The following is a 16,407-nucleotide window of genomic DNA, read 5'->3' on the forward strand; positions in this document are numbered from 1 at the left end:
ACCGCGCGGGCTACCCCCGCACGGCGAGCGCGGCCTGGTACAGCTCGCGCGAGGAGTGCCCGGTGTGGGCCGCGACCTCGCCGGCTGCGTCCTTCAGCCGAGTGCCGCCGCGCACGAGCTCGAGCACCTGAGTGACCGCGTCGGGGAAGGCGACCTCGCGCGGGGCCGCACCGGCGACGACGAGCACGACCTCGCCGCGAACCCCGGCCGCCGCCCATTCCGTCAGTTCGGCGAGGGTGCCGCGCGCGACCTCCTCGTACAGCTTCGTCAGCTCTCGGCAGACCGCGGCCGGCCGGTCGGAGCCGAACGCCGTCGCCATATCGGCGAGCGTCGCGGCCACCCGCAACGGCGCCTCGAAGAACACCATGGTCCGCGGCTCGTTCGCGAGCGACCGGAGAGCGCCGGCGCGCTCCCCGGGCTTGCGCGGCACGAACCCCTCGAAGGTGAAGCGGTCGGTCGGCAGGCCCGACACCGCGAGCGCGGTGAGCACGGCGCTCGGCCCGGGAATGGCCGTCACGGTCACTCCTGCCGCCGCGGCGGCGGCCACCAGGCCGTACCCCGGGTCGCTCACCGTCGGCATACCGGCGTCGCTCAGCACCAGCACATCGCGGTCGCGGGCGAGTTCGACGAGCTCAGGGGCTCGCTCCTTCTCGTTGTGATCGTGCAGGGCGATCAGGCGCGGACGGTTCTCGATGCCGAGCGCCGCGAGCAGCCGCTGCGTCGTGCGCGTGTCCTCGGCGGCGATGACCGTGATGGTCTGCAGCGCTTCGACGAGGCGGCGCGAGGCATCCCCCAGGTTTCCGATCGGGGTCGCCGCGAGGATGATCACGGACCCAGCCTAGGCGGGCGTCGTCTCGTCGTGGGCGGGCTCGATGACGTCGACGGCGGCCTGCATGCGGGCGAGGCAGTCCATCACGATGCGCGTCTCGTCCGGGGTCATTCCCGACACGGCATCGAGCATGCGGACGTGCATCGCCCCGAGCGTGCGCCGCACCTCCTCGTCGGTCTCGACCGTGGGGATCACCACGATGCTCCGGCGATCGGTCGGATGGGGCCCGCGGCGCACGTGACCGGACTTCTCGAGGCGGTCGATGATCACCGTCATCGACGCCGTCGACACGCCGAGATAGCGCGCGAGCTCGGCCGGCGAGACGAGACGGTCTTCGCGAACGGCCTTCAGGAGGTACCGGAGGGTGAGCAGATCGTTCTCGCCCATCGCCATCGCGTCACGGGTCCGGCGCCTCATCGCGACCTCGGCGGCCCGGTACAGCCGGAACGCCTGAAGGAGGTCGACGGCGCGCCGACGCCGCGAGTCGTCGTCCTCGCCGTACCAGTACCCCGTCGTAGCGTCCACGTCAGGAATCATACGGACGCGCGGGCCTGCCGACGGCGACCGCCGCGAGCAGGGCTCCCAGACGTCGACACTTAGACTGGGCCGGTGACGCACGCGCCCCGGCTGGACGCCGACCCGCCCGCCGAGCCGCTGATCCCGCCGGTGCGTCCGAGTCTGTATGACCGGTTCACCGAGCGCGTCGTGCGCGACCCGAAGGCGCACCGCCTCTACGCGTGGCTGGCGCCCGCGCTGGTCGTGCTCCTGGCCGCCGTGCTGCGCCTGTGGAACCTCGCCGCGGCGCACGACCTGATGAACCAGTTCGACGAGACGTACTACGTGAAGGACGCGTGGACACTCTCGCAGCTCGGGTACGAGGCCGCCTGGCCCGCGGAGGCCAACGACCGGTTCCTCGCGGGCGACGTCGGCATCTTCACCACAGATCCCGCCTTCGTCATCCATCCGCCGCTCGGCAAGTGGATCATCGCGGTCGGCATGATGGTGCTGGGCCCCGAGAGCGGCTGGGGATGGCGCATCACGACAGCCCTCCTCGGCACGGCGGCCGTGCTGGTGCTCATGCTGATCGCGAAGCGGCTCACCCGCTCGACGACGTTCGCCGTCGTTGCGGGACTCCTGATGGCCGTCGACGGTCTGGCGATCTCGATGAGCCGTGTCGCGCTCCTCGACACGCCGCTGATGTTCTTCATGCTCCTGGGCTTCCTCTTCGTGCTCCTCGATCGAGAGCGCACGATGACGAGGATCGCCCAGACCGTGGCCGCACGCTACGACGACGACGAGCCGCCGTCCTGGGGCCCGATCCTGTGGAACCGGCCGTGGATCATCGCCGCCGGCGCGGCGCTGGGCGCGGCATCCGCCGTCAAGTGGTCGGGCGCGTGGGTGCTCGCCGGGCTCGGGATCTACCTCGTGGTGACCGACGCCCTCGCCCGGCGACGGGCGGGAGTGCTGTTCTGGCCCACCGACGCGATCCGGCAGGGTGCGGCCACGTTCGTGCTCCTCGTGCCGGTCGCCGTGCTCGTGTACGTCGTCTCATGGTCGGGGTGGCTGCTCAGCGACGGCGGATACAGCCGCCACGCGGCCGACGCGAACCCGGCCACGGGCGTGTGGTCGTGGGTTCCGCTGTCGCTGCAGAGCCTGTGGCTCGATCACGTCACGATGCTCAACGCCGCGTCGCAGATCACGTCGGGCCACACCTACGCGAGTCCGGCGTGGCAGTGGCCGCTCCTCATCCGGCCCACCGGCATGTACTACCACCACGACGCCCTCGGCGCCGACGGCTGTGCCGCGGCCAACGGCTGTTCGCAGGTGATCGCGAGCATCCCGAACCCGCTCATCTGGTATGCCGGCGTCGCCGCCGTGATCTACCTCGCCTACCGCTTCGTCGTGGCGCGCGACTGGCGCTATGCGCTCGTGCTCACGGGGATCGGCGTCACCTACGTGCCCTGGCTGTTCTTCCCTGAGCGCACGATCTTCCAGTTCTACACCGTGCTCGTCCTGCCGTTCATGCTGCTGGCCCTGACGTTCGCCTTGCGCGACATCGCCGGGCCGCGGCACGCCGACGCGTACCGGCGGCTCACGGGCCAGCGGCTGGTGATGGTGTTCCTCGGCGTCGCGCTGCTGCTGTCGGCCTTCTGGTACCCCGTGGTCACGGCGATGACCGTGCCCTACGACTTCTGGCGGCTGCACAACTGGCTGCCCACCTGGGTGTAGCGCCCCGCGGCCCGCGACCGCGTCAGTCGGCGAGATCCGCCGGATCTGTCACCGGCAGGCGGCATGCGAAGTCCCGGCAGTCGTACGCCGTCGGGATGCCCCCCACCGCGACCTTGCCCGCGAACAGCGAGAATCCGGCGGCGGTGAACGCGTCCGCCTGCGACGGGGTGACGACGGCCACGAGATCCGCCCGGACACCTCTCGCTGCCGTCGCGAGAGGTGCCGCAGGATCGGATGCCAGCACCACGAGCTGCCGGGGCGCCGTCGTCAGAGTCGCGGCGACGCGCAGCAGCGCACCGTGCGCGAGCGGCTGCGCGAGGGCCGCGGCGGCGCTGCGCGACACGATGCTCTCGGCCACGGCGCGCAGCTCGTCGCCGCCGCCCAGCATCCACAGCGCGGTGGCGGCCTCGGCGAGAGCGGCGTGCCCGGACGGCTCGTCGCCGTCGGACGCGGCATCCGGAGCCCCCACGCCCTGCGCGGCGAGAACCGGGTCTCCCCCGCCCGGCACGGCCGGCAGCCCGTCGGGGCCGATGCAGGCGGCGACCAGCTCGCGGGCGCGCACCGCATACGCCGCGTCGCCCGTGGCCGCGGCGAGCGCGACGAGTCCGGCCGCGAGCTGGCCGTAGTCGGCCGGCGTCGCCTTCGCCCGCGACGGGATCTCGTCGAGCGACGCGCGCACGAGCGAGCCGTCCGGGGCGAGGTTCGCCTCGAGCACGGCGTCGGCCGCACGTCGGGCGGCGTCGATCCAGCGCTCGTCCCCGAGCCGCGAGCCGGCACGGGCGAGCGCGCCGACGGCGAGGCCGTTCCACCCCGTGACGACTTTGCCGTCGACGGCCGGGGGCTCGAGGCCGCCGCGGGACGCGGCATCCCGCGCGTAGTAGCCGCCCTCGCTGCGGGCGCCGTCGATCCACGACTCGGAGTCCTGTGCGGCGCCGAATCCGCCGCCCGGCTGCTGCAGGACGTCCACGAGGAACCCCGCGACAGCCCGCGCGGTGTCCGCGTCGCCGGCGTCCAGCGCGACGTCGAGCAGCTGGGCGTTGTCGGTCAGCATGCGCTCGTAGTGCGGCACCGTCCAGTCGCGACGGGTCGCGTAGCGGAAGAACCCGCCCTCGACGCGGTCGCGCAGCGGCGAGGCGGCCATCGCGGCGAGGGCGCGGTCGGCGACGGCGGATGCCTCGCCCGCCGTCTCTCGGACGGCGCCGCTCTGCAGGAAGCGCAGCGCCGTCGCGACCGGGAACTTCGGGGTCGCGGGCTCTCCCCCGCCGAATCCGCCGAACTCCGGGTCCTCACGATCGGCGAGCGCCCGGGCGGCGCCGGCGAGGTCGGATCCAGAGGGCAGAGCGGATGCCGCGCGCCCTCCGGAGCTGCGCACGTCGGCGAGCGCCGCCACCACCGCGTCCGCGGTTCCGTCGATCTGGTCGCGACGCTCGACCCACGCCTCGCGGACCGCGGCGAGCACCTGGCGGAACGCCGGCATCCCTCCCCGCGGCTGCGGCGGGAAGTACGTGCCCGCGAAGAACGGGCGCCCCTCCGGCGTGACGAACACCGTGAGCGGCCAGCCGAGGCTCGGCGTGAACGCGGCCGCGGCCGCCATGTACGCTGCGTCGACCTCGGGATGCTCCTCGCGGTCGACCTTGATCGCCACGAACCCGGCGTCGATCTCGGCCGCGGTGGCGGCGTCCTCGAACGACTCGCGGGCCATGACGTGGCACCAGTGGCAGGTCGAGTACCCGATCGAGACGAGCACCGGCACATCCCGGGCGCGCGCCGCGGCGAACGCCTCCTCGCCCCACGGGAACCATGGGACCGGGTTGCCCGCATGAGCCCGCAGGTAGGGGCTCGTGGCGTCCGCGAGGCGAGGATTCATGACGTGCCGGGCCGGCTCGGGCCGACGCCGGTCAGTTGACCTCGTCGGGGTGGGCGCTCACACGACCGGAGCCGTCGGGCTGCTCCATCGCGTCGATCGCGGCGACCTCGGCCTCGGTGAGCGCGAAGTCGAACACGTCGAGGTTCTCCTCGAGCCGCTCGCGGCGCACCGACTTCGGGAAGACGATGAAGCCCTTCTGCAGGTGCCACCGCAGCACCGCCTGCGCCGGGGTCTTGCCGTGCGCCTGCGCCGCGGCGGCGACCGGCTCGGCGCCGAAGAGGTCGTACTTGCCCTGGCCGAGCGGGCCCCAGGACTCGATCCGCACGTCGTGGGCCGCGGCCCAGTCGGTGATCTCGCGCTGCTGGTAGGCCGGGTGCAGCTCGATCTGGTTCACGGCCGGCACGACGCCGGTCGCGGCGACGATGCGCTCGAGGTGCGGCACGAGGTGGTTCGAGACGCCGATGCTGCGGGCGAGACCGGCGGCCCGCAGCTCGATGAGCTTCTCCCACGCCTGCACGTAGTTGTCCGCGGCGGGCGTGGGCCAGTGCACGAGGTAGAGGTCGACCTGCTCGAGGCCGAGCTTCTCGAGGCTCTCGGCGATCGCCGCGCGCGGTTCGTCGCCCTCGTGGCGGTCGTTCCACAGCTTCGTCGTGACGAAGAGCTCGTCGCGAGGCAGGCCGCTCGCCGCGATCGCGGCGCCCACGCCCGCCTCGTTGCCGTAGATCGCCGCGGTGTCGATGTGGCGGTAGCCGACCTCGAGCGCCTCGGTCACGGCGCGCTCGGTGTCTGCCGGCGGCACCTTGAAGACGCCGTAGCCGAGCTGGGGGATGTCGTAGCCGTCGTTGAGCTTCACAGAGGGGGTCGTTGCCATGCCTTCCAGCCTACGAGCCGGATCGCTCTCCGAGCACGGATCTGAGGGTCTCGGCATAGTCCTCGAAGGCGCGGCGGCCCCGCGTGGTGAGCGCGAGGTAGGTGACCGGCGTGCGACCCCGATGGGTCTTGTCGACGGCGACGTAGCCGGCGTCCTCGAGTCTGCGCACGTGCGTGGAGAGGTTTCCCGCCGTCATGCCGAGAAGCTCCTGCAGCCGCGGGAACGCGATGCTCTCCCCCGGGTCGAGCGTCGCGAGGGCGGCCGTGATGCGCAGCCGCGCGGCGGCGTGGATCACCGGATCGAGTTCGGTCATCGGCGCACCCACAGCCACACGACGAGCGCGCCGACGAGGAAGACGCCGCCGCCGGCGAGCGCGAACACCAGGTAATGCGTCGGGTACCCGAAGTACGGCGCCGCGAGGGCGACGGCGACGATCCAGCCGCCGATCCACAGGGTGGGCCTCGCCTGCCAGATCCCGCCCGCGAGGATGTACATGATCCCGACGAACAGCACGGAACCGGTCGGGTAGAAGATGTTCGCGAGCTCGACCGGCATCCCGTTGACGAGCAGGGCCGTGCCGAACACCAGGAGCGCGACGAACCCGACGATCCACGTCATGCCGAACACGGCGCCGGTGAAGCCCGCTTCCGGGGTCGAGCGGATGCCGCGCCGGCTGCGCGCCCCGAGCACGGCCGACACGATGATCGCCGCGACCATGAGCGCGACGAAGACCGCCACCGCGACCGGCAGCGGCACGGCGACCGCGGGCGTCGCGCCGTCGATGAGCCACAGCAGCCCGAAGCCGACCAGCCACGCGATGCCCCAGGAGAGCAGGATCCACGGGACGAAGGCCCCCATCCGCCGGCCCAGGCGATCCTGCTGCTCCTCCAGGAGAGCGAGCATCTCGGCGGCGTCGCCGGCCTCCTCGTCGCCTCTCGAAGGGTCGGTGTTCATGATGCTCCGATCGGAAGGAAGGGCACGACGAGGGCGGGGAGCGTCGTGAACAGGTTCACCGTGCCGTGCGCGATGATCAGCGGCAGCAGGCGGCCCTGCCGCCACGCGATGATGCCCGAGCCCACTCCCCACACGAAGAAGGCGCTGACGTAGACGAGCACGGCGTCGAACGTCGGCGCGTACCAGGCGTGCTGCAGGCCGAAGAGCACGGACGGGATGAGGATCGCCAGCGGCAGCGGCCGGCGCGAGGCGATCGCCCGCTGCGCATGGCCGCGGTACACGAGCTCCTCGGTCGGGGCGTTCAGCGGAGCGAACGTCAGCACGGCGACGATCGCGAGCACGAGCGAGACCGCCGGGCTGAAGGCCGGCATCGCGTCGCTGTCGACGAAGACGGTCTCGAACTGCGTGAGGGCACCGGGTCCGTGGAGGAGCCACATCATCCCGACGATCGTGAGGATGAACGGCACGGACAGTACGGCGAGCCACAGCATGCCCCATGCGATGTCGCGGCCGAGCGCGCCCGGGCGGTAGCCGATGAGCGCACGGGCGCTCGTTCCCTCCGCGCGCAGGCGACGGACGACGAGTGCGAGGCAGATGAGGTTGACCGGCAGCATCGCCACGGTCGCGACGAGCGGGGTCGGCGGGAAGGCGGTCCATCCCGCCGTGAGCCCGACGACGACCCACGCCAGTGTGCACGCAAGAGCGACCATCACGACACGCAGGGCGGGAAGCGCGATGCCCCACGCGAGCGACGGCGAGCCCGTGACGGCGCGTGGGCCAGGTGTCACAGGAGCGGCTGTGGTGGCGGACATGGCTACTTTGTATCGCAAACTTGTTTGCACGTCAATGGGGTTTGCAATCGGATGCCGGCCTCGCTGCCGGCGGTGCATCCCCCGTCCCTCACCGCCGTCATACGATGGAGGGCTATGTCTGCGCCCGAGCCCGTCATCTCCTATCCGCCGGAGCTGCCCGTCAGCGCCGCACGGGACGAGATCGCGCGCGCGATCCGCGATCACCAGGTCGTGATCGTGGCCGGCGCCACCGGCTCGGGAAAGACGACCCAGCTGCCGAAGATCTGCCTCGAGCTCGGCCGCACCCGCATCGCCCACACCCAGCCCCGCCGGATCGCCGCCCGCACGATCGCCGAGCGCGTCGCCGAGGAGCTCCAGGTCCCCCTCGGCTCGACGGTCGGATACAAGGTGCGCTTCACCGACAAGGTGTCGGACGACACCCGCGTCGCACTCATGACCGACGGCATCCTGCTCAACGAGATCCACCGCGATCGGCTGCTGAAGAAGTACGACACGATCATCGTCGACGAGGCGCACGAGCGCTCCCTCAACGTGGACTTCCTGATCGGGTACCTCACGCGCATCCTGCCCAGGCGACCCGACCTGAAGGTCGTGATCACGAGCGCCACCATCGACCCGGAGAGCTTCGCGAAGCACTTCGCCGGTCCGGACGGCACGCCCGCCCCGATCGTCGAGGTGTCCGGACGCACGTATCCCGTCGAGGTGCGCTACCGGCCACCGGCGGGCACCGGCAAGGGCCAGGCCGAGGCCGACGACGTCGACGGGATCACGGCCGCGCTCCGCGAGCTCGATCGAGAGCCGGCGGGCGACGTGCTCGTCTTCCTCCCCGGCGAGGCAGAGATCCGCGACGCGATGGATGCCGTCCGCGGCATGTATGCCAAGGCGGCCGCGCCCACCGAGGTGCTGCCGCTCTACGGACGGCTGAGCTCGGCCGAGCAGCACCGCGTGTTCGAGCGGTCATCGGTCGCCGGCGTGAGGCGACGGGTCATCCTCGCGACGAACGTCGCCGAGACGAGTCTCACGGTGCCGGGCATCCGCTACGTCGTCGACACCGGAACGGCGCGCATCTCGCGCTACAGCAACCGCACCAAGATCCAGCAGCTGCCGATCGAGCCGATCTCGCAGGCGTCCGCCCAGCAGCGGTCGGGCCGCGCGGGACGCACGAGCCCCGGCGTCGCGATCCGGCTCTACGCCGAGGACGACTTCACCGGCCGCGACGAGTTCACCGAGCCCGAGATCCTCCGCACCAGTCTGGCCTCGGTCATCCTGCAGATGCTCTCGCTCGGTTTCGGCGACATCTCCTCGTTCCCGTTCCTCATGCCGCCCGACTCGCGGGGCGTGAAGGCAGCCCTCGACCTCCTCGTCGAGCTCGGCGCGGTGCGCGCGCCGACGAGCGCGGGCGCCGACCGCGGCGGCGCTCCCGTCCTCACCGACATCGGGCGCGAGATCGCCCGTCTGCCGATCGACCCGCGCTTCGCCCGCATGCTCATCGAGGCGCGCAGGAACGGCGTGCTGCGCGACGTGCTCGTGATCGTCGCCGGCCTGTCGATCCAGGACGTGCGCGAGCGGCCCGAGGAGCGCCGCGAGGAGGCGGACCGCCTCCACGCGCGCTTCACCGATCCGACGAGCGACTTCCTCAGCCTTCTCAACCTCTGGAACCACCTGCAGGAGAAGCAGGCCGAGCTCGGATCGAGCGCGTTCCGGCGCCTGTGCCGCCAGGAGCACCTCAACTACGTGCGGGTGCGCGAGTGGGCGGACGTCCACCGCCAGCTGAGCGCGATCCTGGGCACCTCGCGCAAGCAGGCGGCTGGGGCGACCGCGGACCCCGCCGACATCCACCGCGCGATCCTCGCCGGCCTTCTGTCGCAGATCGGCATCATCGACGACCGCGCGCCGGCGAAGACCGGTCAGCGCGGCGGGCGCTCCTCCGGAGATCGCGCCGAGGCCCGCCGCTCGGCCGAGTACCTGGGCGCGCGAGGCACGCGGTTCGCGATCTTCCCGGGCTCCGGGCTCAAGAAGCAGCGGCCGTCGGCCGTGATGGCGGCAGAGGTCGTCGAGACCTCGCGCCTGTTCGCCCGCACCGTGGCCGCGATCGACCCCGAATGGGCCGAGCCGCTCGCCGGCGATCTCGCCAAGCGCCAGCTGAGCGAGCCGCACTGGTCGAAGGCGGCGGGCGCGGCATCCGCCTACGAGAAGATCACCCTCTTCGGCGTCGACATCGTCCCGAAGCGCCGGGTGCAGCTGGCGCGATTCGACCGCCCGTTCGCGCGCGAGCTGTTCCTGCGGCACGCGCTGGTGGAGGGCGAGTGGGATGCCTCGTCCCTCGACAAGCGCCTGACGGCGTTCGAGCGACGCAACCTCGAGCTGCGCCGGCGACTCGAGAAGATCGAGGAGCGCGAGCGCCGCCGCGACATCCTCGTCGGCGACGAGGCGGTGTACCGGTTCTACGACGCCCGGATCCCGCGCGACGTCTTCGATGTGCGCTCGTTCGAGGGCTGGTGGCGGGATGCCTCGCAGCGCACTCCTCGGCTGCTCGACATGACCGAGGCCGACCTCGTGGACGAGGCGTCGCGCGGCGACGAACGCGACTTCCCCGCGCGCTGGCAGCAGGGTGACCAGGTGCTCTCGCTCGCCTACCGGTTCGAGCCGGGCGCGGCCGACGACGGTGTCACCGCGGTGGTGCCGCTGGCGCTTCTCGCCCAGCTGCGCCCCGACGGCTTCGACTGGCAGGTGCCGGGCATGCGCGACGAGCTCATCACCGCCCTCCTGCGCGCGCTCCCCAAGGCGATCCGCCGGCACGTCGTCCCCGCGGCCGACTGGGCGGCCACGTTCTCGTCCGAGCTGGCGGGCCAAGGCCCGGAGTCGCACGCCGGGCTGCCGCCCCTCGGACTGCGCGACGCCCTCGCCGCACGGATCCGGCGCGTCGCGAGCCAGCCGGTGACCGCGGCGGACTTCGAGCTCGATCGCGTGCCGCAGCACCTGCTCGTCTCCTTCCGCGCCGTCGACGAGCGCGGTCGCGGCGTGGGGTCCGACCGCGACCTCGCCGCGCTGCAGGACCGCCTCTCCGGCCGCGCGCGCGACTCGGTCGCCCGATCCGTGGCCCGCGCGCAGGATCCGTCGCGCCCCGGGCGCGGCGGCGGTCCGGCCGGTCCGCAGCCGCGCGAGTCCGGCGCGGAGACACCCGCGTTCGCCGAGCGCACGGGGCTGACCGACTGGTCGTTCGGCGACCTCCCCGACGTCGTCGACACGCGCGTCGCCGGTGGCGTGGTGCGCGGATACCCCGCGCTCGTCGACGAGGGCGGCTCCGTCGCGCTCCGCATCGAGACCACGCCCGAGGCCGCGGCTGCCGCCACCCGCGCCGGCGCCCGCCGGCTGCTGCTCCTCGCGGTGGCGTCGCCGTCGGCGTACGTGCTCGAGCACCTGACCTCCGCCGAGAAGCTGGCGCTCGCGGCATCCCCCTATCCGTCCGCCAAGGCGCTCGTCGAGGACTGCCGCGTCGCGGTGGCGGATGCCGTCGTCTCGCGTACCGCGACCGACGGCGTCGTGCGCACCCGAGCCGGATTCGACGCCGTCCGGGATGCGCTGTCGGCGGTCGTGGTGGACGAGCTGTTCCAGACGGTGTCGCTGACCGCCCGCATCCTGACCGCATCCCGCGACGTCGAGCGCGCGGTCCGCGAGCAGAACTCGCTGACACTCCTCGGCACGCTGAACGACGTCAAAGGCCAGCTCGCCGGACTCGTCTTCCCCGGCTTCGTCTCGCGGACCGGCACCGCCCGCCTGGCGCACCTCCCGCGCTATCTGCGTGCCGCACTGGACCGCGTGAAGGCCCTGCCCGACAACCCCGGGCGCGACCGGCAGCGCATGACGGAGTTCGAGCGCGCCGGGGCCGTCTACGCCGATGCCGGCGGCGCCATCCCGCTTCCCGCGGACGCGCCGGCGACGCTCGCGCACACGCGCTGGCTGCTCGAGGAGTACCGCGTGAGCCTGTTCGCGCAGCCGCTCGGCACCGCCGAGCCGGTGTCGCTGCAGCGGATCCAGAAGGCGCTCAAGGAATAGCGCTCGACAACGAGGAGGTTGCGCCTGCCATGGCCACAGCGATCGTCTACACCGAGTTCGGCGGACCCGAGGTCCTCCACCCCATCGACATCCCCGCCCCTGTTCCGGGAGCCGGCGAGATCGCGATCCGCGTCGAGGCGGCCGGCGTCAATCCGATCGACGGCAAGCTCCGCTCCGGACTCCGCACGTCGGCCGAGATCGTCGAGCCGCGCCGCGTCGGCAGCGACGGAGCGGGCGTGGTGACGGCGGTCGGCGCGGGCGTCGACGGCTTCCGCGCCGGCGATGCCGTCGTGTTCTCCGGCGCATACGGCGCGTACGCCACGGACGTCGTGGTCCCCGCATCCCGCGTCCACCCGCGTCCGCCGCAGGTCGACGCGGCGACCGGCGCGGCGCTCGGCATCCCCGTCGGCACGGCCTACCAGACGCTTCGATCGCTCTCGGTCGGGTCCGGCGACACGCTCCTGCTGCACGGCGGCTCCGGAGCGGTCGGCCAGGCCGCGATCCAGTTCGCGGTGCTGTGGGGCGCGACCGTCGTCGCGACGGCGTCACCGCGGCGCGCGGACGCCGTGCGCGCCCTGGGCGCGACGCCGGTGCCCTACGGCGACGGTCTCGCCGATCGGGTGCGCGAGGTCGCCCCGCAGGGCGTGACGGTCGCCATCGACGCGGCCGGCACCGACGAGGCGCTGCAGACGTCGGTCGAGCTGGTCGCCGACAGGACTCGCGTCGCGACGCTCGTGCGGGGGCGGGATGCCTCGGCCCTCGGCGTCCGCGCCTTCATGGGCGGATCCCCGGAGCCGCTGACCGCGCAGCAGCAGGAATGGCGAGGAGAGGCCATGCCCGTCGTCCTCGCGCTCCTGGCGGCAGGGCGCTTCTCGGTCGAGCTCGGACCGTCGTTCGCCCTCTCGGACGCACCGGAGGCCCACCGCGTCGTCGCCGCGGGCGTCGACGGCAAGATCACGCTCGTCCCGTGACCCACCGGCGGCCGGCCCGTCCGCTCGCCTGACGGCCCCCCGCCTGATCCCGGCCCCGATCGCGACAGGCGGGTGGGAGTCACCCGGGCTCAGGCGGGCGCGCCGCCGGTCGCGACGGGGCGGCCGGGCGAATTGGACCATTGGCTCCACGAGCCGGGATACACGGCGACATCGATCCCGGCGAGCTCGCCCGCCAGCGCCGTGTGCGCCGCGGTGATGCCCGACCCGCAGTACGCCGCGACCGGCACGCCCGGCGTCGCGCCGACCTCGGCGAACGCCGTGCGCAGGGCGCCGGCGTCACGGAACCGGCCCGCGTCGAGCACGGCCGCAGCAGGAAGGTTGCGCGCGCCCGGGATGTGCCCGGCGGCCGGGTCGAGAGGCTCGACCTCGCCGCGGTATCGCTCGGGGGCGCGGGAGTCCAGGAGCACGCCGCGCGCCGGCCATCGCGCGGCGTCGTCGATCGAGACGACCCCGTCGGCGAGCTCCGTCAGCGTGATCGACCCTCGGGCAGGGACCACGTCCCGCGTCTCCAGCGGGAGGCCGGCGTCGGTCCACGCGCGCAGGCCGCCGTCGAGCACGCGCACGTCGGCGACGCCGCTGCCGCGCAGCAGCCACCACGCGCGCGCCGCCGCGAGCGAGTTCCAGTCGTCGTAGATCACGACGGTGTCGCCGTCGTCGAGACCCCAGCGTCGCGCCGCGTCCTGCAGCGTCCGGCGGGACGGGAGCGGATGGCGCCCCTGATCCGGAGAGCCGTGGGTCGCGAGCTCGCGGTCGAGGTCGACCCACACGGCTCCGGGGACGTGGCCGGCGAGGTAGTCGGGGCGCCCGTCCGGACGATCGAGCCGCCACCGGACGTCGAGCACGGTCACGCGACCGCCGGCGGCGCGGAGGGCGATGACATCTTCGGGGGTGGCGAGCAGCGGCATCCTCCCATCCTCGCCCACCCGCCGTGCAACAGTTCGACACAGGCGGGCGACCCGGGGCGTCCGCCTCGACAATGGACGCATGTCACACGAGCCTGTTGCCGCCACGGCCTCGCGCGCGTTCGCGACGGCGCAGGTGCAGGCGGGGTTCGACTCCGGCATCGCCGAGAACACCGCCGTCCCTTCGATCCACCAGTCGAACGCCTTCCAGTTCCGGTCGCTGAGCGAAGCCCGCGATCTGTTCGCCCTGCGCCGCGACGGGAACATCTACAGCCGCGCCGCGAACCCGACCGTGCTCGTGTTCGAGAAGCGCGTCGCCGAGCTCGAGGGCGGCGTCGCCGCGGCGGGCGTCGCGTCGGGCCAGGCGGCGGTGGCGCTCGCACTCCTCGCGCTCGCCAAGCAGGGCCAGCACATCGTCGCCGCGCGCCAGCTCTACGGCGGCACGGTCGACCTGCTGCAGGACACCTTCGCCGACTGGGGCATCGAGGTCACCTTCGTCGATCAGGACGACGCGGATGCCTGGGCCGCCGCCGTGCGCCCCACCACGCGTGCGTTCTTCGCGGAGTCCATCACCAATCCGATCGCGCAGGTGCTCGACGTGCGCACCGTGGCCGACATCGCGCATCGTGCCGGCGTGCCGCTCGTGATCGACAACACCGTCGCGACGCCCTACCTGCAGCGCGTGAAGGACCTCGGCGCCGACATCTCGGTGCACTCCGCCACGAAGTTCCTGGGCGGCCACGGAACCTCGCTCGGCGGCGTCGTCGTCGACCTCGGCACGTTCGACTTCACCGCGGAGCCGGCGCGCTGGCCGCAGCTGACCGAGACCTACCAGCGCGTGCCGAGCGGCAGCCTCGTCGAGCGCTTCGGCGCCACCGGCTCGCCGTACATCGCACTCGTGAAGACCAAGTACGTGCACGACCTCGGCCCGTCGCTGTCGGCGTTCAACGCCTTCCAGCTGCTGCAGGGCATCGAGACGCTCGACCTCCGCATCGCGCGGCACTCGGCGAGCGCGCTCGAGGTCGCGCGCTTCCTCGAGGCCCATGCGGCGGTCACCGCCGTGCATCACCCCGCACTGGAGTCCAGCCCGTGGCACGCGCGGACGCTCGAGTACCTCCCGCGCGGCGCCAGCTCCGTGTTCGCCTTCGACCTGCCGGGCACCGGCGATCCCGAATCCGACTTCACCCTGGTCGAGTCGTTCATCGCACGGCTCCGGCTGGTCAAGCTGGTCGCGAACATCGGCGACGCCCGCAGCCTGGTCGCCCACCCGGCGTCGATGACCCACAGTCACCTGAACGCCGAGCAGCTGGCCGACGCCGGCATCTCGTGGACGACGGTGCGCCTCTCGATCGGCCTCGAAGACCCGGCGGACATCGTCGCCGATCTCGCCCAGGCGCTCGCCGGCGTGTCCGTCCCCATCGACGCAGCTCACGCCGGCGCCGACGAATCCGCGCAGGCCGAGGAGGCCGGGAGCCCTGCCGCGGCTCAGCTGGCTGAGAGCAGCGCCCGGTAGAACCCGATCCCCCGCAGCCATACGTCGACGCGGATGCGCTCGTTGTGCGAGTGCAGCGCGTCGCGCTCGGCGCGGGTGAGGTGGAACGGGGTGAAGCGGTACACGTGGTCCGAGATCGCGGTGAACCAGCGGCTGTCGCTCGCGCCCAGCTGCAGGTAAGGCGTCGTCACGACGTCGTCGCCGAGTGACTCGCCGACGGCGGTCGCCAGGCGCCGCCACGCGTCGCCCTGCCAGGGCGACACGGGCGACGGGTCGGAGCCGTGCCGCACCTCGAGCTCCACCGCGGGGTCGGCGATCACGCGCCGGGCTCGTGCGGCGGCGCCTTCGACGGTGTCGCCCGTGAGCAGACGGATGTTGACGGATGCCTTCGCCGTGGTCGCGAGCACGTTCTCGCCCGGTGCGCCGCTCAGCTCGGTGGCGACGGCGGTCGTGCGCACGATGGCGTTCATCTCGGGGCCGAGTCTCGAGAAGACGGCCGCGACGAGCGGGCCCGTGACCGCCAGGCTGCGCAGCACCGAGCGCAGCGGCTGCGGCGCGTGCGGCGCGATCGTCGAGAGCATCGCGCGCACCGGCGGCGCGAGCCGCGTCGGAAACGGATGCCGGTGGAGGCGGTCGATGGCCCGCGCGAGCCGGGCGGTGGCCGGCACCGCGGGCGGGGTGGACGCGTGCCCGCCGCCCTCGCGCGCGGTGAGCAGCAGGGTCATGACGCCGCGCTCGGCGACCCCCACCATCGCCGTCGGCACGGTCACGCCGGGGATGACCCCCTCGACGACGGCGCCGCCTTCGTCGAGGACGAGCGCCGGACGGATGCCGCGTCCCCGCAGCACCTCGACCATCGCCCGCGCCCCGCCGCCGGCGGTCTCCTCGTTGTGTCCGAATGCGAGGTACACGTCGCGCGCCGGGCGGAAACCCCCCGTCGCGAGCTGCTCGACCGCCTCGAGGACGGCGACGAGCGCGCCCTTGTCGTCGATCGCGCCGCGCGCGTGGATCGAGGCATCCGCCCCCTCGCCCACGATGTCGGCGGCGAAGGGGTCGGTGTCCCACTCGGACGCGACGACCGGCACCACGTCGATGTGCGCCATGAGCACGAGCGGATCGGATGCCTCCGCCCCGGCCCAGCGGAACAGCAGCGAGTGACCGTCGACGATCTCGCGCTCGAGCGTCGCGTGCACGGCAGGGTACAGACGCTCGAGCGCAGCCTGGAAGGCATCGAACGTCTCCCAGTCGACCTCGGACTCGTCGGCGTGCGACACCGTCGGGATGCGCAGGAGCTCACGGAAGCGGTCGACGGGGGAGGTCACGCACCGAGCCTATTCCGCGGCGGCGGCGCCGTTCGCGGCCTCGTGGCGACCCCGTGAGACCCCGGACGCCCGGGGCGGTCG

Annotated in this window: 13 protein-coding genes; 4 read left to right on the forward strand and 9 right to left on the reverse strand. The window is 72.9% G+C overall.

The window, feature by feature from the left end; genetic code table 11:
• Nucleotides 1-10: 10 nt before the first annotated feature.
• Together rsmI and EER34_RS14270 are read right to left on the reverse strand one after the other, a co-directional pair.
• Nucleotides 11-829 carry a 16S rRNA (cytidine(1402)-2'-O)-methyltransferase gene (gene rsmI, locus EER34_RS14265; protein WP_127475907.1) on the reverse strand — a complete coding sequence of 273 codons (819 nt, stop codon included), beginning with the start codon at nt 827-829 and terminating at the stop codon, nt 11-13.
• A 9-nt stretch (nt 830-838) separates the two neighbouring features.
• Entirely contained in the window at nt 839-1,354 is a 516-nt protein-coding gene (locus EER34_RS14270) for a MarR family winged helix-turn-helix transcriptional regulator (RefSeq protein ID WP_338067959.1), read from the reverse strand.
• An 84-nt stretch (nt 1,355-1,438) separates the two neighbouring features.
• On the opposite strand from EER34_RS14270, the gene EER34_RS14275 reads away from it, so the two are divergent.
• Complete coding sequence (locus tag EER34_RS14275) at nt 1,439-3,058, forward strand: dolichyl-phosphate-mannose--protein mannosyltransferase (RefSeq protein ID WP_240642390.1); 1,620 nt, start codon at nt 1,439-1,441, stop codon at nt 3,056-3,058.
• Between the two features lie 22 nt (nt 3,059-3,080).
• Here the strand turns inward: EER34_RS14275 and EER34_RS14280 are convergent, their stop codons facing one another.
• From EER34_RS14280 to EER34_RS14300, 5 genes are read right to left on the reverse strand one after another with little or no spacing between them, the layout of a single operon-like run.
• Entirely contained in the window at nt 3,081-4,925 is a 1,845-nt protein-coding gene (locus EER34_RS14280; protein WP_127475911.1) for a thioredoxin domain-containing protein, read from the reverse strand.
• A 31-nt stretch (nt 4,926-4,956) separates the two neighbouring features.
• Entirely contained in the window at nt 4,957-5,796 is an 840-nt protein-coding gene (locus tag EER34_RS14285; RefSeq protein ID WP_205791649.1) for an aldo/keto reductase, read from the reverse strand.
• 10 nt (nt 5,797-5,806) lie between these two features.
• Nucleotides 5,807-6,109: a transcriptional regulator gene (locus EER34_RS14290; RefSeq protein WP_127475915.1), complete on the reverse strand. Its 303-nt coding sequence runs from the start codon at nt 6,107-6,109 to the stop codon at nt 5,807-5,809.
• Nucleotides 6,106-6,750 carry a hypothetical protein gene (locus EER34_RS14295; RefSeq protein WP_127475917.1) on the reverse strand — a complete coding sequence of 215 codons (645 nt, stop codon included), beginning with the start codon at nt 6,748-6,750 and terminating at the stop codon, nt 6,106-6,108. Before EER34_RS14295 ends, EER34_RS14290 begins: the two co-directional genes overlap by 4 nt.
• Nucleotides 6,747-7,562: a CPBP family intramembrane glutamic endopeptidase gene (locus EER34_RS14300; RefSeq protein WP_127475919.1), complete on the reverse strand. Its 816-nt coding sequence runs from the start codon at nt 7,560-7,562 to the stop codon at nt 6,747-6,749. Before EER34_RS14300 ends, EER34_RS14295 begins: the two co-directional genes overlap by 4 nt.
• A gap of 114 nt (nt 7,563-7,676) precedes the next feature.
• Between EER34_RS14300 and hrpA the strand changes: the two genes are divergently transcribed.
• Both hrpA and EER34_RS14310 read left to right on the forward strand, forming a co-directional pair.
• Nucleotides 7,677-11,618 (forward strand): ATP-dependent RNA helicase HrpA, encoded by a 3,942-nt coding sequence (hrpA, locus tag EER34_RS14305; protein ID WP_127475921.1) that lies wholly within the window; start codon nt 7,677-7,679, stop codon nt 11,616-11,618.
• Between the two features lie 29 nt (nt 11,619-11,647).
• Nucleotides 11,648-12,589, forward strand: coding sequence for a quinone oxidoreductase family protein (locus tag EER34_RS14310; RefSeq protein ID WP_127475922.1), 942 nt, complete (start codon nt 11,648-11,650; stop codon nt 12,587-12,589).
• Between the two features lie 89 nt (nt 12,590-12,678).
• On the opposite strand, the gene EER34_RS14315 is transcribed toward EER34_RS14310, so the two are convergent.
• A complete protein-coding gene (locus EER34_RS14315) occupies nt 12,679-13,515 on the reverse strand; it encodes a sulfurtransferase (RefSeq protein ID WP_127475924.1) in 837 nt (278 codons plus the stop codon).
• Nucleotides 13,516-13,594: 79 nt separating this feature from the next.
• Between EER34_RS14315 and EER34_RS14320 the strand changes: the two genes are divergently transcribed.
• Entirely contained in the window at nt 13,595-15,025 is a 1,431-nt protein-coding gene (locus EER34_RS14320) for an O-acetylhomoserine aminocarboxypropyltransferase/cysteine synthase family protein (protein WP_127475926.1), read from the forward strand.
• Here EER34_RS14320 and EER34_RS14325 read toward each other — a convergent pair.
• Nucleotides 14,998-16,326 carry a M20/M25/M40 family metallo-hydrolase gene (locus tag EER34_RS14325; protein WP_127475928.1) on the reverse strand — a complete coding sequence of 443 codons (1,329 nt, stop codon included), beginning with the start codon at nt 16,324-16,326 and terminating at the stop codon, nt 14,998-15,000. The two genes, EER34_RS14320 and EER34_RS14325, sit on opposite strands and share 28 nt — an antisense overlap.
• Nucleotides 16,327-16,407 lie beyond the last annotated feature (81 nt).

The sequence above is a fragment of the Microbacterium sulfonylureivorans genome, from assembly GCF_003999995.1.
Taxonomy (GTDB): domain Bacteria; phylum Actinomycetota; class Actinomycetes; order Actinomycetales; family Microbacteriaceae; genus Microbacterium; species Microbacterium sulfonylureivorans.